16 protein-coding genes are annotated in these 16,715 nt (G+C 51.9%); all 16 read left to right on the top strand.

Annotated elements, in window-relative coordinates:
* The first annotated feature begins 80 nt into the window (after positions 1-80).
* The 16 genes from EVJ24_RS06430 (at position 81) to EVJ24_RS06355 (ending at position 16,711) form a co-directional block, all read left to right on the top strand.
* Positions 81-920, top strand: a complete 840-nt coding sequence (locus EVJ24_RS06430; RefSeq protein ID WP_131440354.1) for a ketopantoate reductase family protein — start codon at positions 81-83, stop codon at positions 918-920.
* The gene (locus EVJ24_RS06425) at positions 920-1,273 is read left to right on the top strand and encodes a DUF3397 domain-containing protein (protein WP_255569975.1); all 354 of its coding nucleotides are present in this window, start codon (positions 920-922) and stop codon (positions 1,271-1,273) included. Before EVJ24_RS06430 ends, EVJ24_RS06425 begins: the two co-directional genes overlap by 1 nt.
* Positions 1,274-1,342: 69 nt before the next feature.
* On the top strand, positions 1,343-2,854 hold the full coding sequence (gene bshC, locus EVJ24_RS06420; RefSeq protein WP_131440352.1) for a bacillithiol biosynthesis cysteine-adding enzyme BshC: 1,512 nt from the start codon (positions 1,343-1,345) through the stop codon (positions 2,852-2,854).
* A 168-nt stretch (positions 2,855-3,022) separates the two neighbouring features.
* Positions 3,023-3,955 carry a 16S rRNA (cytosine(1402)-N(4))-methyltransferase RsmH gene (gene rsmH / locus EVJ24_RS06415; protein WP_131440350.1) on the top strand — a complete coding sequence of 311 codons (933 nt, stop codon included), beginning with the start codon at positions 3,023-3,025 and terminating at the stop codon, positions 3,953-3,955.
* A gap of 23 nt (positions 3,956-3,978) precedes the next feature.
* A complete protein-coding gene (ftsL, locus tag EVJ24_RS06410) occupies positions 3,979-4,341 on the top strand; it encodes a cell division protein FtsL (protein ID WP_131440347.1) in 363 nt (120 codons plus the stop codon).
* A 38-nt stretch (positions 4,342-4,379) separates the two neighbouring features.
* Entirely contained in the window at positions 4,380-6,488 is a 2,109-nt protein-coding gene (locus tag EVJ24_RS06405; RefSeq protein WP_236637576.1) for a penicillin-binding transpeptidase domain-containing protein, read from the top strand.
* Positions 6,489-6,546: 58 nt separating this feature from the next.
* Positions 6,547-7,851 (top strand): UDP-N-acetylmuramoyl-tripeptide--D-alanyl-D-alanine ligase, encoded by a 1,305-nt coding sequence (locus tag EVJ24_RS06400; RefSeq protein ID WP_201739231.1) that lies wholly within the window; start codon positions 6,547-6,549, stop codon positions 7,849-7,851.
* Between the two features lie 21 nt (positions 7,852-7,872).
* Positions 7,873-8,832: a phospho-N-acetylmuramoyl-pentapeptide-transferase gene (gene mraY, locus EVJ24_RS06395; RefSeq protein WP_131440343.1), complete on the top strand. Its 960-nt coding sequence runs from the start codon at positions 7,873-7,875 to the stop codon at positions 8,830-8,832.
* Between the two features lie 15 nt (positions 8,833-8,847).
* Complete coding sequence (gene murD, locus EVJ24_RS06390; protein WP_236637574.1) at positions 8,848-10,185, top strand: UDP-N-acetylmuramoyl-L-alanine--D-glutamate ligase; 1,338 nt, start codon at positions 8,848-8,850, stop codon at positions 10,183-10,185.
* Complete coding sequence (gene murG / locus EVJ24_RS06385; RefSeq protein WP_131440339.1) at positions 10,182-11,258, top strand: undecaprenyldiphospho-muramoylpentapeptide beta-N-acetylglucosaminyltransferase; 1,077 nt, start codon at positions 10,182-10,184, stop codon at positions 11,256-11,258. Before murD ends, murG begins: the two co-directional genes overlap by 4 nt.
* Before the next feature lie 13 nt (positions 11,259-11,271).
* A complete protein-coding gene (locus tag EVJ24_RS06380) occupies positions 11,272-12,042 on the top strand; it encodes a cell division protein FtsQ/DivIB (protein ID WP_131440336.1) in 771 nt (256 codons plus the stop codon).
* 255 nt (positions 12,043-12,297) lie between these two features.
* Positions 12,298-13,560 carry a cell division protein FtsA gene (gene ftsA, locus EVJ24_RS06375; RefSeq protein ID WP_236637572.1) on the top strand — a complete coding sequence of 421 codons (1,263 nt, stop codon included), beginning with the start codon at positions 12,298-12,300 and terminating at the stop codon, positions 13,558-13,560.
* Positions 13,561-13,607: 47 nt separating this feature from the next.
* On the top strand, positions 13,608-14,753 hold the full coding sequence (ftsZ, locus tag EVJ24_RS06370) for a cell division protein FtsZ (RefSeq protein ID WP_070327556.1): 1,146 nt from the start codon (positions 13,608-13,610) through the stop codon (positions 14,751-14,753).
* A 55-nt stretch (positions 14,754-14,808) separates the two neighbouring features.
* Positions 14,809-15,570, top strand: a complete 762-nt coding sequence (gene pgeF / locus EVJ24_RS06365) for a peptidoglycan editing factor PgeF (protein WP_070327555.1) — start codon at positions 14,809-14,811, stop codon at positions 15,568-15,570.
* Positions 15,567-16,220, top strand: a complete 654-nt coding sequence (locus tag EVJ24_RS06360) for a YggS family pyridoxal phosphate-dependent enzyme (protein WP_201740352.1) — start codon at positions 15,567-15,569, stop codon at positions 16,218-16,220. The genes pgeF and EVJ24_RS06360 overlap by 4 nt, the downstream gene beginning before the upstream one ends.
* A 23-nt stretch (positions 16,221-16,243) precedes the next feature.
* Complete coding sequence (locus tag EVJ24_RS06355; protein WP_070327553.1) at positions 16,244-16,711, top strand: cell division protein SepF; 468 nt, start codon at positions 16,244-16,246, stop codon at positions 16,709-16,711.
* Positions 16,712-16,715 lie beyond the last annotated feature (4 nt).

The raw sequence follows: 16,715 nt of genomic DNA, 5'->3' as shown, positions 1-16,715 counted from the left end.
CGCTTCTTTTTTTATTGTGTGGTCCTGGAAACAGATTGTGGTAAAATTCTTTGTGCACACTGTTTGTGGAGGGATAGCGAATGAAGCCGATCAAACGAATTGGGATTATCGGGAACGGGGCTGTCGGGATGTTGATGGCGTCGTTACTCGCGAAAGACTATAGCGTCACCTTATACGGTCGAGGCGAAGAAACGAAAGACGTCATGATCGAACGAGTCGGTATGACGGAGGGGACCGTCGCTGTCCCGCTCAAACCGGTACATACACTCAACGAGACGGAAGCGGACGTCTTTTTCGTGACGACGAAAGCGCACCAAGTGCGCGCGGCGACAGAACGGCTTACCGGGGGCGTCCCTGTGTTCATCTGCTCGAACGGGATTGCCCATCTCGAGTACGCTCGGGAACGAGGATTCCACTTAGGCGTCATCGAGCACGGGGTGACGCAAGACGGGAATCGAATTAACCATAGCGGCCTCGGCCGAGTTCGGATCGGGAGCTTGCATACTCTACAGCCGCTCACGTTCATCGCCTCGCCGCTCCAAGTCGTGTGGGAAGCGGATATCGAACAAGTCGTCGTTGAAAAGTTGTTTGCGAACGCGATCATCAATCCGATCACCGCACTTTGTCGCGTCCCGAATGGAGCCGTCGCCGAACCGCCTTGCCGCGAAGTCGCGCAAACGATCTATGAGGAGCTGACACCGCTGTTCGATCAGTTCGTACCTTATACATATATTGAGACGATCATCGAGAAGACAGCTCAAAACCGCTCTTCGATGCTTCGAGATATCGAGGCCGGACGTATGACCGAGGTCGATGCCATCTTGACCCCGCTCTTGAAACGGGCCGAGGACAGAGGTCGAAAACTGACGGTCATCCCACTCATGCAAAAATTGATAATAGGAGCGAGCGCATCTTGTTAGTGTATATCGTTTCATTTCCGCTTGTCATATGGTTTATGGTGTATATGATATTTAGAAAAATTATGCCGAAATCGGTCAATACGTTTAAACTTGTCTGCGATGCCGGAGTGTTCCTCTGGTTTTATGCGTGTACGGTCCTATTAGAGACACTCGTCGGGGACGACGTCTTTTGGTTGCTCTTAGCCATCTGCTGCGCTATTTTTCCGGCAAATGCGATTTGGCAGCGAGTCCGACACGAAGAAGTCTTATATACAAAAATGTTCGTACACGGCTGGCGATTGTTATTTTTACTACTCGTCCCGTTACACGCCGTGTTGTTTACGCTCGGTGTCGCAAATGAAATGATTCATTGACCGTTTGAAAGGAAGTCGTTATACGTGAGGATAGAGTCGCTAGACGCCATGTACAGTCCATCTTCCCCGATGATCCAAATCGAAGCGGAATATACGAAGTGGCTGGACTATAAAGGAATGGACGAGCTCGAAGCTCGAGCGAGCGAGCTTGAAGGACGCTCATACCCGCATCTGGAATCGTTAGCAGAGATTCTTCGGGCGCAACAGACGGTTCACGGGCCGCTCTCGGACGTGCTTGACTCAAAACTCGACGCGCTCGCGAAAGGCGAGGCGTTCACGATTGTGACCGGACAGCAAGTCGGCGTCTTCGGGGGCCCGTTGTTTGCGGTGTATAAGCTGTTAACCGTGCTCAAACGAGCGAAACAGGCGGAGGCCGTGCTCGGTAAGCCGGTCATCCCGATTTTTTGGATGGCGACCGAGGATCATGACTTCGCCGAGATCAACCATGTGTACGCCCCCCAGCCGTTGTCACGGCAACTGCGGAAAGAAGCGTTGTCGACCGTTCCGCTCGCAGGGAAGGCATCGGTCGGAGAACTCGAATTCGACCGTCTCAAAATCGAACTCATCCAAATGTTGCAACGTCTGTTCGTGTCGGAGACAGAGACTGTCCATACGGCGACGCTTTATCATGAGCTTGTCGCCTTACTCCAAGCGAGTCACTCGTTCGCACAATTTTTTGGGAAGATGATGCGGCGTTTCGTCGGGAACGATTTTCTCCTGTTCGACCCGCATCAGCCTGACGTACGCCAGCTCGAACGTGAGGCGTTCAAACAGTTGATCGTGCAACACGACCGTTTGCACGAAGTGTTCCGCGACTCATTTGAGGACGGCATGCCGACCGTAGAACTGAACCGCGATGCGGCCCATGTGTTTTATCATGACGGGACGCGTGAATTGTTGACGAAAGAACAAGATGTCTTCACGACGAAACGAGGTCACCGCTTCACGGAGGCGGAACTGTTACAAGAAATTGATGGGCATCCTGAACGGTTCTCGAATAATGTCGTGTCACGGCCGCTCATGCAAGATTACTTGTTCCCGACGCTCGCATACGTCGCCGGTCCGGGGGAAATCGCCTATTGGCTCCAACTTCGTCCGTTGTTTCATGTATTCGGTTGGAAGATGCCGTTGTTGATCCCGAGACTTGGTGCTGTCGTCATTTCGACGAACGACGAGAAAAAACTCGCTCAAGAAGGGACCACACTCGTCGATTACTTGACGAATCCGCTCCCGGACCATTCGTTCGATGACGAATCGTTTGACCAAAGTCTGTATGCCTACCGCACGCTGTCTGAAGCAATCGGGCAAGAGGCAGGAAAGCGCGGGCATCGCTTTGAGACGAACGCGCGCCATATCCTTGACCGTCTCGCTGACGAGATGCGGGCCGAGGCGAAGCGCGAGCAGTATCGTTTGAATCGACGCCGGATCCATCTGTCGACACGCTTGCTGCCGATGGACGCACCGCAAGAGCGGATCTGGTCGATGGTCCCACTGATGAATCGTCACGGAGACGATTTATTCGTTCGGTTACGCGCCGCCTATGAACAGGCGGAATGGGAGCGTTGTTTAGTCAAAATTTGATTGTGAAATCGTAAATGATCGAGGTTCTCCACTTGTTTGGAGAACCATTTTTTGTTTGTTACCTTTTTGTTTCCTATTTTCGCTAAAAACCAATGCGTAGCTTGACATTTTTATGATAAAGTAAATGTAATAAACTAGTTGAAAATTGTAGGTTGAGAGGGTTTTTGTATGTTTGAGCATGAAACGGTTTTAAAAATGGAGTCTGTTGATGGACTGAACATCAAACCGGACGGAATTTACGTCGATTGTACGTTAGGGGGAGCCGGTCATAGCGAAGAGATTGTGAAACGCCTGACGACGGGCCATCTTTACGCCTTCGACCAGGACGACGTCGCACTCACGCACGCTGCTGAGCGTTTGGCTCCATATGAGGACCGGGTTACGTTTATAAAGAGCAACTTCGTCCATCTGAAAGACGAGTTAGCGGTACGAGGTGTGACACAAGTCGATGGAGTATTATTTGACCTCGGCGTCTCTTCACCACAGTTAGATGAGGCAGAACGCGGCTTTAGCTATAATTTTGACGCTCCGCTCGATATGCGAATGGACCGGTCACGAGAATTTTCGGCGTACCACGTCGTCAACGAATGGCCGTTCGGGGACCTCGCCCGCATTTTCTTTACATACGGGGAAGAGAAGTTCTCGAAACAGATTGCGCGTAAGATCGAACAAGCTCGTGCCGTCAAGCCGATTGAGACGACGTTCGAACTCGTCGAATTGATTAAAGACGCAATTCCGGCGCCGGCGCGACGCAAAGGCGGCCATCCGGCGAAACGGACGTTCCAAGCGATCCGTATCGCTGTGAACGACGAATTGAACGTGTTCGATCGTGCCGTCCAAGACGCGATTGACATGCTCGCCATCGGTGGACGGATTTGTGTGATCACGTTCCATTCACTTGAAGACCGCATCTGTAAGCAGGTTTTCAAAGAGAAGAGCCAATATCCACAGTTACCAAAAGGATTGCCGATTATCCCAGAAGAGTTCGAACCTGAATTGAAGCTGATCACACGCAAGCCGATCACTGCCGGAGATAACGAACTTGAAGACAACCGCCGGGCCCGGTCGGCCAAACTTCGGATCGCTGAAAAACAAAAATAGATTTTACGTAGGAGGGATACCTGATGCCAGAAGCTGCCCGCAAGGCTCTGCAGCCTCAAATTTCACCGAATCGAAATCCGATTCCGCAAGAACGACCAATACCAGCTCCGAAACGACGTACGTTGACCTTGTTCGAATCCATCCTGTACCCGACGATGATTTTCTCGGTCGTCTTGTTCGGTGGCATCACGGTGTCGAAACATAACGAAGCGTACAATATTATGCGAGATACGGCTGTCATCAGCCAAGAGACGAACACGATCTCGAAAGAGAATGAAGAACTGAAGTATGAGATTGCCCAACTAAGCTCACCTGAGAGAATTTATGCGATTGCTGAAAAGCTCGGCATGCAGTTCAATGAAAAGAACGTTTTGGTGATCGACTGATGAATTCTCTACAACAGAGTAAAAAAAGAGTGGCGTGGGTGGCGATCGTTTGCTTCACACCACTCTTTTTATTTTTTGTCGGCTGGTTCCTCTACTTATCCGTCTTTCAGACGTACAAAGGGGAGAACATGCTCGCTTTCGCTGAAGAAGAGCGTTGGAAGGCTGTCAGTACACTTAAGGCAGAGCGTGGAGAGATTTTTGATCGGTTCGGGCAACCGATTGCCATCAATATCCCGTCCTACCGGATTGTCGCGGTCTTGAAGCTAGGGGGAGAGCGGGTCGAAAACAAGACGCTCTTGCCTGACGAGTTTAAAGGCGCGTCTAAAGAGCTTGCGACGGTCATCCCGATGACCGAAGCCGATATTTTGAAACGGCTCGAACAAAATGTCGATCGCGGTCAAATCGAGTTCGGGGTACCGGGCCGTGATTTGACGGTCGAACAAAAAGAAGCAATCGAAGCGTTTGAGATTCCGGGCATCACGTTCGTCGAAGAACCGAAACGCTATTACCCGAATAATGTCTTTGCTTCATCCGTCGTCGGCTACGCCCAAAAGATTGATCAAAACGGCCGCATCGAACTCGTCGGAGAACTTGGGATTGAAAAATCGCTCAATGACGTGCTGAGTGAATCGTACGGTTTATATCGTTTCGAGAAAGATTTAGCAGGCCGACAGCTCGTGTCGAGCGATGAACAACTGAAAATCGACCCGGAAGACGGGGCGGACGTCCAGTTGACGCTCGATCATCGCATCCAACAACTGCTTGATACGAAAATGGATGAACTGTATAAAGAATATAAACCGAAAAATGCGACGGCGATCATCATGGATCCAAAGACCGGTGAGATCATCGCTTTGTCCGATCGTCCGTCTTTTGATCCGAATACCCGTGAAATCACGTCTTACAGCAACTTCTCTGTCTCATCTCGCTTTGAGCCAGGGTCGACGATGAAAATCTTCACACTCGCCGCAGCGATCAATGAAGGTGTTTACAACAAGAACGAGCTCTATAAATCCGGGTCTTACAAGTATGGCGAGACGGTATTCAATGATTATAACGTTACCGGATGGGGTACGATTCCTATGGTGGAAGGCGTCTGGCACTCTTCGAACGTCGCCTTCTCGATTTTAGCGAATGAACGACTCGGACTCGACCGATACGAAGATTACTTCAAGGCGTTCAAGTTCGACCAACGAACGGGCGTCGATTTGCCGGGAGAAGTGAACAGTCAATACGACTTCGAAAGTCCGATGAACGTGTTGATCACAGCATGGGGACAATCGACGGCGATGACACCGATGCAAATCCTACAAGCGACTTCCGCGATCGCGACTGACGGGACGATGAAACAACCGTACGTGATTAAAAAAGTCGTCAACCGTGAAACAGGCGAGACGATTCGGACGACCAATCCGAAAACTGTCGGTCAACCGGTCACGGAAGAAACGGCCAAGCTGACACGCGAAGCACTCGACGGTGTCGTCAATAGTGATCTCGGAACCGGTCAACTGTATGCGCTCGATAATTATCGCGTCATCGGAAAAACCGGGACGGCTCAAATTGCCGAAAATGGGAAGTACTTGAGCGGTCAATACATCCACTCGTTCGTCGGAATGGCACCGAAAGATGATCCGGAACTCGTCATGTATATTGCGGTCGACCGACCGAACGGCGACTCGTCGACGACGGGTCCGCGCATCATGGCGCCGCTGTTCAAGGATGTCATGGACGTGGCGTTGCGCTATCGAAGCGTCGAACCGGAAAAACAAACAAAAACAATCGATGCGTCGACGAAGACGACGGAAACATACGTCGAGCTTGGTCGTGATGAGGCGGTCAAGCAGGCGAAAGCCGCTTCGTTCGAACCGATTTTACTCGGTAGCGGGGACGATATCGTCGCTCAAAGCCCGGTCGAAGGGCAATCGTACGTCGTCGGGGAGCGCCTCCTGTTGAAGACGGAGGACTCGTTCACGATGCCGAACCTATCAGGCTGGTCGCTTCGTGATGCGAAACGATTGGCGACGCTCTATCAATTGAATTTAGAAATAGACGGAACGGGTTTTGTCACTTCCCAGTCAATCGGGAAAGGCAAGCCGGTCAAGAATGGGGCGACACTCAAAGTGAGGCTCCAAGCACCGTCGAACTAACGCATAGGGATGAAGAGGGCCTCGGCTCTCTTTTCCTTTGTCACAGGAGGAAATAGGGATGGAACAGTTAACGATACAAACACTTGCTTCTTGGTTTGGGATGGAGACGGACGACACACGTGAGGTCCGTCATGTCGCGACCGACTCGAGAGACGGTAATGAGGACGGATTGTTCGTGCCGATCATCGGGGCTCGCGTCGATGGGCACGACTTCATCGATGCGGCCGTCCAAAAAGGCGCAATCGTGACGTTTTGGGAGCAGGGGCGTCCGCTGCCGGAAGGGATTGTGGCGATTCCTGTCGAGTCACCGCTAAAGGCGCTGCAAGAAGCGGCGGCACGATACTTGGCTGAAATCGATCCGTTCGTGGTCGCGATCACCGGTTCAAACGGCAAGACGTCGACGAAAGACATGGTTGCTGTCGTTCTCGGGGAAAAGTTCAAAACCCACAAGACGGCTGGAAACTTCAACTCGGACGTCGGTTTGCCGCTGACCGTACTGCGAATGCCTCGTGACACGGAAGTCGCGGTGCTCGAGATGGGGATGAACGGATTCGGACAAATCGAGTTGTTATCGAAACTTGCCAAGCCTGACGTCGCGTTCGTGACGAACATCGGCGAGTCGCACGGCGAACAAGTCGGAGGTCGCTCAGGGATCGCTAAAGCAAAACTTGAGATTAAAGCCGGGCTCAAACCGGACGGGGTGCTCATCGTCGATGCCGACGAGCCGCTTTTGGCCAACGAAGGTTACCGAGTCGGTTACGACGCGACGGCGGATGGGAAACTTGAAGTCGTCGAATCGACGTTTGACGCCTCGATTTTCCGCTACAATAACGAGTTTTATGAGTTAAAAGTGCTCGGAGCCCACCAAATCCGGAATGCGGCATATGCGATCGCGTGCGGACTCAAATTAGGTCTTGATCACGAGACGATCCAACGCGGTCTGAATCGGGTTCAATTGACATCGATGCGGATGGAGAAGCAAATGTTCGGTGACGCGCATTTGATCAATGACGCCTACAACGCGAGCCCGACATCGATGATTGCCGCCATCGAGACGGTGAAAACGTTAGAAGGCTTTAGCCGTCGTATCCTCGTTCTCGGGGATATGTATGAGCTCGGAACAGATGAACAGGCCCAGCACGAGAGTGTCGGGCACGTCATCACGGCGCCTGTGACCGATTGCGTGCTGATCGGCGACAAAGCGAAATGGATCTCACAAGGGATCAGTGACCCGCGCGTGAATGTGACGATGGTCCCAACGGTAGAGGAAGCGAAAGCACTCCTCAGCAGTTATCAACGGCCACAGACTGTGATATTGTTAAAAGCATCGCGAGGACTTGCGCTTGAGCGCTTAGTCCAATAAATAGAGTAGTGAGGTACGAATATGTTAATCAGTTTAATCGTCTTAATCAGTTCATTATTGACCGTATTGGTCGTCATGCCGCGGGCCATCCCGGCGCTTCGTAACTTAAAGTTTGGTCAGGAGATCCGGGACGAGGGTCCGGATTGGCATCAAAAGAAATCAGGGACACCGACGATGGGCGGGATCGTCATCCTGCTCGCACTTCTCGTCGGATTCTTCGTATCGCTCGTGTTTGGAGAAGCGGTCGCCGGGTTCGGGACGCTCTTGTTCGTCACGCTCGCGTTCGGGATCATCGGATTCCTCGACGACTACATTAAAGTCGTCAACAAACGCAACCTTGGATTGACATCGCTTCAAAAGTTGATTGGTCAAATCATTGTCTCGGTGTTGTTCGTTTGGTTCTTATCGCTTGGCGGCGGGCTCGACACAACAATCAGCATTCCGTTCACATCGATCGCGTTTGATACGGGCTGGTTCTACATCGCCATCGTCATCTTCTGGCTCGTCGGCTTCTCGAACGCCGTCAACTTGACGGACGGTTTGGACGGTCTCGTTTCGTTCTCGGCCATCCCGACGTTTGCGTTCTTTGGAATTTATGCGTTAGGACAAGACGAAGTCGGCATCGCTTGGTTTGCGTTTAGTACGGTCGGAGCACTCCTTGGGTTCCTCGTCTTTAACAAATACCCGGCGAAAATTTTCATGGGTGACACGGGTTCGCTCGCTTTAGGCGGAGCGGTCGCTGGTCTCGCCCTCATGTTGAAACTTGAATTATTACTCGTCTTCGTCGGTATTATTTTTGTCATCGAGACGCTCAGTGTCATCTTGCAGGTCATCTCGTTTAAAACGACGGGGAAACGAATCTTTAAGATGAGTCCGATCCACCACCATTTCGAGATGGTCGGCTGGTCAGAATGGCGCATCGTATTGACGTTCAGTGGAATTAGCTTGATCACGGCAGTATTGTCGTTACTTCTCATGTAATGGATGGTGGAAGACATGAATCAACAGTGGAATGGTAAGCGAGTCCTCGTACTCGGGGCGGCTCGGAGCGGTATCGCAGCTGCCGCCTATTTAAAGGCGGTCGGCGCAGACGTAGTGATCAATACGGGCAGTGAGCCAACAGAAGCAGAGCGGGCAAAAATTGAAGCGCTAAACGTAAAAACTGTCTTCGGCTCGCATCCGCTTGAACTGTTAGACGAAGCTGAACTGATCGTCAAGAATCCGGGTATCCCTTATCAGATCCCGTTACTAGAAGAAGCGATTGCGCGTCACATCCCGATCTATACGGAAGTCGAGCTCGCTTATTTGGCAACAGAGGCAGATTTTGTCGCCATCACCGGGTCGAACGGTAAAACGACGACGACGACGCTCGTCCATGAGCTGTTAAAAGGTGGCAAACGCCCCGTCCACGTGGCGGGAAATATCGGGTTTCCGGCCATCGAAGTCGCGACGCAAGCCGCGCCGGGCGACCTGATCGTGATCGAACTATCGAGTTTTCAGCTGATGGGAGTGGAAGCGTTCCATCCCCGCTCGGCAGCGCTACTCAACTTGTCAGAAGCCCATCTTGACTATCACGGTGACTTCGAATCGTACGCTGACGCGAAAGCGAATCTGTTCCAAAACATGACGCCTTCAGACCGGGTCGTCGTCAAAGGAGAGGATCGAGAAGTCATGAAGCGAGTGCCGACTGGACTTTCGGCTCAAACGTTTGGCTATGAAGCCGGTGACGCGCATGTCGATTCAGGATGGATCACTTTGCATGGCGCACGGATCATGCCGGTGTCAGAACTTGCGCTTGGAGGCGCCCATAACGTCGAGAACGTATTGGCCGCGCTCTTGTTGATCGAGCCATTTGACATCCCGAGTGATCATATCAAGCACGTCTTGCGCACGTTCGGTGGCGTCGCCCATCGGACGGAGAGCCTCGGCCGTGTACTTGGCCGTCACGTCTACAACGATTCAAAAGCGACGAACAACGTCGCTGCCGAGGCGGCGCTCACTGGTTTCGAAGCACCGATCGTTTGGTTATGTGGCGGGCTCGAACGTGGAGCCGACCTGACATCACTCGTTCCTGCGATGAAACGGGTGAAAGCTGTCATCGCTTACGGCGAGACGGCTGAACGGTTCAAAACGTTAAGTGAATCAGAAAATATTCCGGCGCAAGCCGTCGCCACGCTCGACGAGGCGGTGCCGCTCGCGTTTGAACAGTCCGTTGCAGGCGACGTGATCTTGCTGTCGCCGGCCTGTGCGAGCTGGGATCAATATAAGACGTTTGAAGAACGAGGCGAACATTTCGTCAAGCTCGTGAACGCATATGAGGAGGCAAACCGATGAGAGTCATCATTTCTGGTGGAGGGACGGGTGGTCACATCTATCCGGCGCTCGCCCTGCTCGATACGTTGAAAGAGCGGCATACCGATTTAGAGGTGCTCTATATCGGGACCGAGAACGGGCTTGAAGCCGATCTCGTACCGCGAGCGGGTATCCCGTTCAAATCGATTCGAATCAGTGGCTTGAAACGGTCGCTTTCGATTGAGAACGTCAAGACGGGTTATCGGTTCGTCCAATCGGTTCTCGCATTGCGAAAAGACATGAAAGCGTTCCGACCTGACGTCGTCATCGGAACGGGCGGTTTCGTGTCCGGGCCTGTCGTCTTCACTGCCCAACTGCTCGGTATTCCGACGATTTTGCATGAACAAAACAGCATCCCGGGACTGACGAATAAGTTTTTGTCTAAAAAAGCGGATCGTGTCGCGCTGTCGTTCGCCGGTTCTGAACAACATTTCCCAGGGGCGAACGTGCAAGTCATCGGGAATCCACGGGGTAGTGAGGTCTTGAAGACGACGGCAGACGAGATGAAACTGCGCACCGAGTACGGGATTGACGAACGACCGATTGTTCTCATCTATGGCGGCAGCCGTGGGGCGGAAGCGATCAATCGAGCGGTCATCGAGGCGATCCCGGAACTCGCGACTGAACCTGTGAACGTCTTATATGTGACCGGAAAAGTGCATTTTGACGATGTCGTCGCCAAAGCGCCGAGCTCAGATAACGTCCAAATCTTGCCTTACGTCTACGATATGCCAGAACTCCTCGCCTGTGCGAGTCTCGTCGTCTCACGGGCCGGTGCTTCGACAATCTCGGAATTGACTGCTCTCGGTTTGCCGAGCATTTTAATCCCGAGCCCTTACGTGACAGCGAATCATCAGACGAAAAATGCGTCGGCGCTCGTCGAGAGCGGTGCCGCTGAGCTGATTAAAGAGCAAGCGTTGACAGGCGCCACGCTCGTCACGTCGATCCGTCACGTCTTGAATCACCATGACGAGATGGCCGCAGCGTCGAAACGATTAGGATTCCCGCACGCCGCGGAATCACTCGCCGATCTTGTGGAAGAAGTAAGCCGATAAAGGAGAGAAGCTAATGGAGACGCGTCAGAATACCGTTCGCAGTTTGGAAGATCGCATTCCGTATATGAAGGACCAACGGCGCAAAAAAGCGAATCGACGCTTGGCGACGATTCTACTCTTGTTTGCCGTGCTCATCGCACTCGTCGTCTATATGCAGACGTCGGTTTCTGACGTGAAGGCAGTGAATGTGTCCGGACTCGACTGGTTGACTGAAGCTTACGTCCTTGAGGGAACGGATCTCGACACGTCTTCAAAGATTGTTCGCATCTCTCCGAACAACATCGAGCAGACGATTCGCGCACTCCCGGGAGTGCGGGACGCCAAAGTCGATCGGTCTTGGTATAACATCGTCACCGTGGACGTCGAGGAAGAGAAGATGATCGCCTACTCGCGAAACGACTCAGAAGAAGTCGTCGTGCTCGCGGACGGATCACTTCATCCGACCGGACAAATCGATGATCCGGAGAAGTTGCAGGATGGTCCGCTCTTACGTGAGTTCACGGACGTCGCCGAGCTCGAGAAAGTAGCAAGTGAACTCGAGCAAGTCGATGACGCGATGCGGGCCCGGATGTCTGAAATCGTCTTTTCGAAAAAAAAGGATGAACCCGTCCGGTATGAGATTTATATGAACGATGGAAACACGTTGCTCACACCGACGTTCAAACTGAGCCAAACCGTCTCAAAATACGGGGATATCTTTGAAAACATCCCAAAAGGTCAACGCGGAACCGTCGTCATGGACGGAGGCTTTTACTTCGTCCCTTACGAAAAAACGAAAGAATAATCTGAATTTTTACAGTCCTTAGACACGTAAGGGCTGTTTTTTTATGGTTTGTAATCGAATTGACACCCCAAAACCGCTTAATTTGTAGGATTCTACCTTTTCTCACTATGTTATTTGTTGTAAACTTAGACGTGAGATATCTTGCCGGACCTATCAATATTTTTGGATATCTGTAACAATGTAACGGAAATTCAGAAACAGAAATTTAAGCGCGGAGGTGTTTCCCTTTTGGAAGCGAACGGTTATGTTGCCGCATTGGATATAGGAACGTCAGAAATTAAGCTCGTCGTGGGCGAATTGCTCGGAGGAACGCTTAACATTTTGGCGGAGGGGTGCGCCCCGTCTGCAGGAGTAAAACGTGGCGCCGTCGTCGACATCGATAAGACGGTTCAAGCCATTAAGCAAGCCGTCGAACATGCCGAAGCGGCGCTCGGTGATCAAGTTCGTTCGGTATATGTTGCCATCGAAGGGGAACATATCCAAATTGCCCCGTGTCATGGGATCGCATCGGTGAAACGAGAAGACCAAGAGATCACGGACGTCGACGTCATCGAAGTCATCAATTCGGCGCAAGTGATGCGTTTGCCGGATGAGATGAGCGTCATCGATGTCATCCCGACGTCGTTCACAGTCGATCAACAGACAGGGGTCGTCGATCCCCGTGGTATGCTCGGCTACCGGTTAGAGATGCACGGGAAAATGGTAACGGGTTCAAAAACGGTCCTACATAGCATCCGTCGTTCGATTGAACGGGCAGGCCTTACGCTAGAAGGATTTGTGCTCGGTAACTTGGCGCTTGGAATGAGTGCTGCTTCCGTCGATGAAATCGACCTTGGAATCGGCCTCGTCGACATCGGACACGAAAAGACGACCGTCTCTGTATTTTATCGCGGTGATCTCGTCTACTCGTATATCCTCCCAGTCGGCGGGGACCACATGACGCGAGACTTGGTATATAAACTCAACTGTAAGTACCAAGACGCAAAAGTGGCGAAAGAAGAATACGGACTCGCACTCGAAGAAATGGCGGACGCTTCTGAAGGATTCTCATTCACGAATATTAACGGGGAAGTGGCATTCGAGCCACAAGCAGAAATTAGTTACGTTTTAGAGGCGCGAATAGAGGAAATGTTCACACTCGTGTTGAATAGAGTGCAAAAGGTAGGTGTCCCACCGCTCAGCGGAGGTTATCTCCTCTGTGGCGGAGCGGCTGCCTTGCCTGGTATCCAGGAATTGGCGACGCGCGTCATGGGTCAAAAGACAAGACTCTACCAACCTTCGTCGATTGGTGTCAGACATCCGAAATACGCGACGGCTGTCGGTGTTCTCAAGTATGTGCTCATGAGCGACCATCATGTCTCGAAGTCGCAACTTGAGAAGCCAGACGAGCGCGTGACTGTTCCGACACCAACTGGCGGGACAGAACACGATATCGATCGTGATGACGAGCCTGAAACAACAGAGCGCGAATCTAAAAATGGATTCGGGCGTTTAATGGAAAAATTATTTGGCGTGTAAGCTGATGATGTGTTAACAATTGGAAATTACGTAGGGGGATACCTGAAATGATGTACTTTGATGAGGCGATTGACGCCGTAGCAAAAATTAAAGTAATTGGAGTCGGTGGTGGCGGTTCAAACGCCGTCAACCGAATGATCGAGCACGGAGTGCAAGGTGTCGAGTTCATCGCGGTTAATACAGACGCACAAGCACTCAATATGTCGAAAGCGGACGTCAAGCTTCAGCTTGGCGCTAAATTGACACGCGGCCTTGGTGCCGGTGCGAACCCGGACATCGGCAAGAAAGCGGCTGAAGAAAGCCGTGAGCAATTGATCGAAGCACTTGACGGTGCCGATATGGTCTTCGTCACTGCCGGTATGGGTGGGGGAACAGGTACGGGCGCTGCACCAGTCATCGCTGAGATTTCAAAAGAAATCGGAGCGCTCACAGTCGGTGTCGTCACGAAACCGTTCATGTTCGAAGGACGCAAACGGATGCAGCATGCGCAACACGGAATCCAAGCGTTCAAAGAAAAAGTCGATACACTCATCGTCATCCCGAACGACAAGTTGCTTGAAATCGTCGAGCGGAACACGCCGATGATCGAAGCGTTCCGCGAAGCGGATAACGTGCTTCGCCAAGGTGTCCAAGGGATCACAGACTTGATCGCCATCCCTGGTTTGATCAACCTTGACTTCGCCGACGTGAAAACGATCATGACGGAAAAAGGATCGGCGCTCATGGGTGTCGGTGTGGCGACTGGTGAAAACCGTGCCATCGAAGCAGCGAAAAAGGCGATCTCATCTCCACTGCTCGAGTCTTCAATCGAAGGCGCGAAAGGTGTCTTGATGAACATTACAGGTGGACTCAGCCTCAGCTTGTATGAAGTAACAGAGGCTGCTCAAATCGTTCAAAGCGCCGCTGATGAAGAAGTGAACTTGATCTTTGGTTCGGTCATCAACGAAAACTTGAACGAAGAGATCATCGTCACTGTCATCGCGACTGAGTTTGCGGAAGAGTCACAAGGCACGAACCCGTTCCTTCAGCAACCGAAGAAACAAGCGGAGCCTGAGGCGAACAAAGAAGTTCAACCGAAACCGACTGAACCTGCTCAACAAGAAGAAGGGAACTTCCATAGACCAGTCTATGGTGGGGACGTCCCAGACGAGACGATCAACATCCCAGCGTTCGTAAGACAACGCCGTAACTAAACAACAGGGGGTGCCGTTCTCGGCACCCCCTTTTTCTAAAAAAAAGGAGACTGGTATGCAACTCATACATACATGGGAAACCGAGGCGTATCGCTATCTGGCTTATGTGACGACTCGGACAGATGGACACAATGAAGGCAATGTCGGTTTGCACGTCGGCGATGATGCAGAACAAGTCATTGCCAACCGGGAACGTTTCTTCACCGAAGCAAACTTGTCGCTCATCGATTCGGTTTGGGCCGATCAAGTGCACGGGACGCGCGTCGCGACCGTCGACGAAGCGGACAAGGGCAAAGGCGCCTATCGATACGATGAGGCGATTCAAGCGACTGACGGACTCGTCACGACCGCTACCGATCTGCCACTCGCTCTCGTGTTCGCCGATTGCGTCCCGTTGTTCTTTTGTGCGAAAGATCACGGAATCATCGGCATGGCTCATGCCGGATGGAAAGGGACGGTCGGAAACATCGTGTCTTCGATGGCGGACGCATTCGCTCGGCTCGGGGTTCCGGAACACGACATCGAGATGTACGTCGGACCGGCCATCACGGCCGAGCATTATGAAGTCGACCGCCGTGTCCTCGATGCCGTCAATGCCGTCTCGCCCGAAGCATATGCGGCCTCGGTGTATAACGAATCAGAACGTCATGCGAACCTGTCATTGCAACGAGTCAATGAGACACTCGCTGTCGAAAGAAACATGGACGTCACGCAGTCGAACTTGTCGACCGCTTCCGATCGAGACTTTTTCTCGTATCGGAACGGAGACGCCAAGCGTCGATTTGCCGCCGTCCTCGTCAAGGAGAAGAAATTGTGAGCATAGCTGATAACGTCAAACAAGTGAGACAGAATATTGAGAACCTTCAATCGGAAACAGCGGTGACGCTCATCGGGGTCACGAAGTCGGTCGGTGTCGACGTCGCGAACGCGCTTTACGCAGAAGGTGTCCGTGATTTCGGTGAGAACCGTCCGGAAGGCTTGCTCGAGAAAGTCAATGCGATGCCGTCGGACGCCAAGTTCCATTTTATCGGTAGTCTACAGACGCGCAAAGTGAGACAAGTCATCGATCATGTTGCCGCAATCCATTCGCTCGACCGATTATCGCTCGCCGAAGAGATTGACAAACGGTCCGACCGTGTCATCGATTGTTTCGTCCAAGTGAACGTATCGGGCGAGACGTCAAAACATGGGCTTGAAAAAGAGGAAGTCATCCCGTTCATCGAGAACTGTAGACAGTATCGCCATGTTCGGGTCATCGGACTGATGACGATGGCTCCGTTCACAGAAGATGAAGGTGTGATCCGTGAAACATTCCGTGCTTTACGCGAATTGCGCGACCGCGTCGCGGCAAATCGCTTCGAACATGCACCATGCAACGAATTGTCGATGGGTATGTCTAACGACTACGAGTTGGCAATCGAAGAAGGCGCATCGTTTGTTCGTATTGGGACCGTACTTGTGCAATAATATATTCTAAGGAGGAATCCGTTATGTCAATCAAAAACAAAATGAAAGACTTCTTTGGACTTGAGGAAGATCCGAATCACGCGTATGAAGGGGAAGAGTATGCTGTCGCAGAGACGAACACTCAACCGACGACTGATGCGCTCGTCAAAACTGAGGAGCGTCCGAAACCATCGAACAACCTCGTCGCGCTAAACACGAAGAAGAAAGAACGTTCGAAAGTCGTTCTTGCCGAACCGCGCGTCTTTGCCGAGGCACAAGATATTGGCGACCAGTTGAAAGAAAATCGTGCCGTCATCGTCAACCTTCAGCGCATGTCGAAAGAGCAGTCTCGTCAAGTTGTAAACTTCTTGTCGGGTGTCGTTTACGCCCTAGAAGGAACGATGACGTCGATTGGACATAACACGATTCTATGTGCTCCGAACAATATCGAATTGACTGGATCGATTTCGAATTTGATTTCGGAGGACGAACTAAACAGTAAAGGGTGGTAAATGA

Origin of the sequence: Exiguobacterium sp. SH1S21 (assembly GCF_004337175.1) — a bacterium.
Classification (GTDB): Bacteria; Bacillota; Bacilli; order Exiguobacteriales; family Exiguobacteriaceae; genus Exiguobacterium; species Exiguobacterium aurantiacum_A.
Note: the sequence above shows the minus strand (reverse complement) of the source record. Positions and strands in the feature narration are given on the sequence as shown.